Annotated in this window: 4 protein-coding genes; 2 read left to right on the top strand and 2 right to left on the bottom strand. The window is 66.1% G+C overall.

Annotation, left to right across the window (positions count from 1 at the left end):
* The first annotated feature begins 32 nt into the window (after positions 1–32).
* Both ACIPIA_RS14960 and ACIPIA_RS14955 read left to right on the top strand, forming a co-directional pair.
* Positions 33–626, top strand: coding sequence for an ankyrin repeat domain-containing protein (locus tag ACIPIA_RS14960; RefSeq protein ID WP_400510692.1), 594 nt, complete (start codon positions 33–35; stop codon positions 624–626).
* An 11-nt stretch (positions 627–637) separates the two neighbouring features.
* A complete protein-coding gene (locus tag ACIPIA_RS14955) occupies positions 638–1,111 on the top strand; it encodes a nucleoside deaminase (RefSeq protein WP_400510691.1) in 474 nt (157 codons plus the stop codon).
* Positions 1,112–1,145: 34 nt separating this feature from the next.
* Here ACIPIA_RS14955 and ACIPIA_RS14950 read toward each other — a convergent pair whose 3' ends face one another.
* Both ACIPIA_RS14950 and ACIPIA_RS14945 read right to left on the bottom strand, forming a co-directional pair.
* Positions 1,146–1,535, bottom strand: a complete 390-nt coding sequence (locus tag ACIPIA_RS14950; protein ID WP_400510690.1) for a RidA family protein — start codon at positions 1,533–1,535, stop codon at positions 1,146–1,148.
* A gap of 54 nt (positions 1,536–1,589) precedes the next feature.
* Positions 1,590–2,054, bottom strand: a 465-nt coding sequence (locus ACIPIA_RS14945) for a GNAT family N-acetyltransferase (protein ID WP_400510689.1), incomplete at its 5' end; no start/stop codon positions are given.

Genomic DNA, 2,054 nt, shown 5'->3' with positions numbered 1-2,054 from the left:
CCTTCTGGCCGCAGATTGCCTTCGGACAGACCATGACAGACACGAGCCTCCACGCCGCTGCGGCCCACGACGATGCGGCTGCAATCCGGCGCCTTCTCGCGGGAGGCGCTGCCATCGACGCCCGCGACGCACGCGGGCGCACGGCCTTGCTCGTCGCGACCCATGACAACCGCATCGAGGCGGCCAGGGCGCTGATCGAGGCCGGCGCCGACGTGAACGCAAAGGACGCGATGAATGACAGCGCATACCTCTACGCCGGTGCGCGCGGCCACCTCGCCATACTCAAGCTGACGCTGGCTCATGGCGCGGATCTCAGGAGTACGAACCGCTACGGCGGCACCGCCCTGATCCCGGCTTGCGAGCGCGGCCATATCGATACGGTCCGCACGTTGATCGCAGCCGGTGTCGAGGTCGACCACGTCAACAATCTCGGCTGGACCGGGCTGCTCGAGGCGATCATCCTGAGCGATGGCGGGCAGGCGCATCAGCAGATCGTCAAGGACCTGATCGCCGCGGGAGCGAATGTGAACCTCGCCGATCGTGACGGCGTCACGCCGCTCCAGCACGCCCGCAGCCGCGGTTACGCCAAGATCGAGCAGATCCTGCGCGCGGCCGGCGCCCGGTGAATGGAGCGATCATGAACCCGACGCAGCGCTTCCTCTGCGACGCTATCGAGCTCGCAAAGGCCAACATGCACCAGGGCGGTCGTCCGTTCGGTGCGGTCGTGGTTCGGGATGGCGAGGTGCTGGCCACCGGCGTCAACGAGATCGTCGCCACCAACGATCCGACGGCCCATGCCGAGCTGGTCGCCCTGCGCGCGGCGAGCCGCAAACTGGGTTCGCCGAGCCTCGCCGGCTGCGCGGTCTATGCCAGCGGCCATCCCTGCCCGATGTGCATGGCGGCGATGCGGCTCTCGGGCGTAAGCGAGGTCTACTACGCCTATTCGAACGACGATGGCGCGCCCTACGGCCTCTCGACCGCTGCGATCTATGCCGACCTGGCAAGGCCCTTCGCCGAGCAGTCGATGAGGATCAGCCATGTGCCGGTCCGCCTCGAAGACGGACCGGATCTTTATGCGGACTGGAAGCGGCGCCAGACCGGAACGGGTTAGCTTCCTCGTCGGGATCGCCTCCGATCCATAGCCGTCAGGCCTTGTCGCCGAGATAAGCGGTCGCGTCGATCTCGACGATGCAGTCGGGCGAGCCGAGGCCGTTGACGATGCACGAGACGCGGTGCGGCGAGGCCTCCGCGAAATTCGCGAAGTAGACCTCGTTCATCGGCTCCCAATAGGCCCGGTCGGTAACGTAGACGGTGCACTTCACGATGTCGGAGAGATTGCCGCCGGCCTCCTCCAGGAGCGCCTTGATGTTGTCGATGCACTGCTGGGTCTGCCGCCGGGGATCGCCGACAGCGAGCTTGCCGTCCCGATCGGTGCCGATGCAGCAGACGAACATGAAGTCGCCAGCCACGGCCGCCTGCGCGAAGGGCAGCCTGCCCTTGTGGATCTTGTCCGATGAAATGATGCGCTTGGGCATGGCGTCCTCCTGTTTTCTCCCGCGCCATCTGGCGTGAAAAGATGGAGATCGCCTTTACGCCGGTGGCGCGAGGTCGAGTGAGACGCGTCGGATCGAGGTGTCTTCCGGGTCTAGCGTGATGTCGAAGCCCAGACTACGGCAGAGCGCCAGCATCGGCCCGTTCTCGGCCAGGACCTGGCTGTGGATGCGCTGGATGCCGTCGGCCCGGGCCCAGTCGAGGATCAGTTCCATCAATGCGCGGCCGAGGCCGATGCCTTTCAGGTCGGAGCGGAGCAGGATGGCATATTCGGCCTCGCGATGGTCCGGGCCGGCATGAAGCCTGACGGCTCCGGCTGCTTCGCCGCTCGCCTCTTCCACCGCGAGGAACGCGATCTCGCGTGCGTAGTCGAGCTGGGTCAGGCGGGCGAGGAAGACATGGCTGAAGAACTTCTGAGGCGAGAAGAAGCGCAGCCGCAGGTCTTCCGCCGTCACCCTGTTCAGCATCGCTCCGATCGCGAGTTCGTCTTCCGGCTTGATCGG

The organism is Allobosea sp. CER48 (genome assembly GCF_044752385.1).
Classification (GTDB): Bacteria; Pseudomonadota; Alphaproteobacteria; order Rhizobiales; family Beijerinckiaceae; genus Allobosea.
The sequence above is the reverse complement of the archived record's forward strand: the minus strand, read 5'-3'. Positions and strand labels throughout refer to the sequence as shown.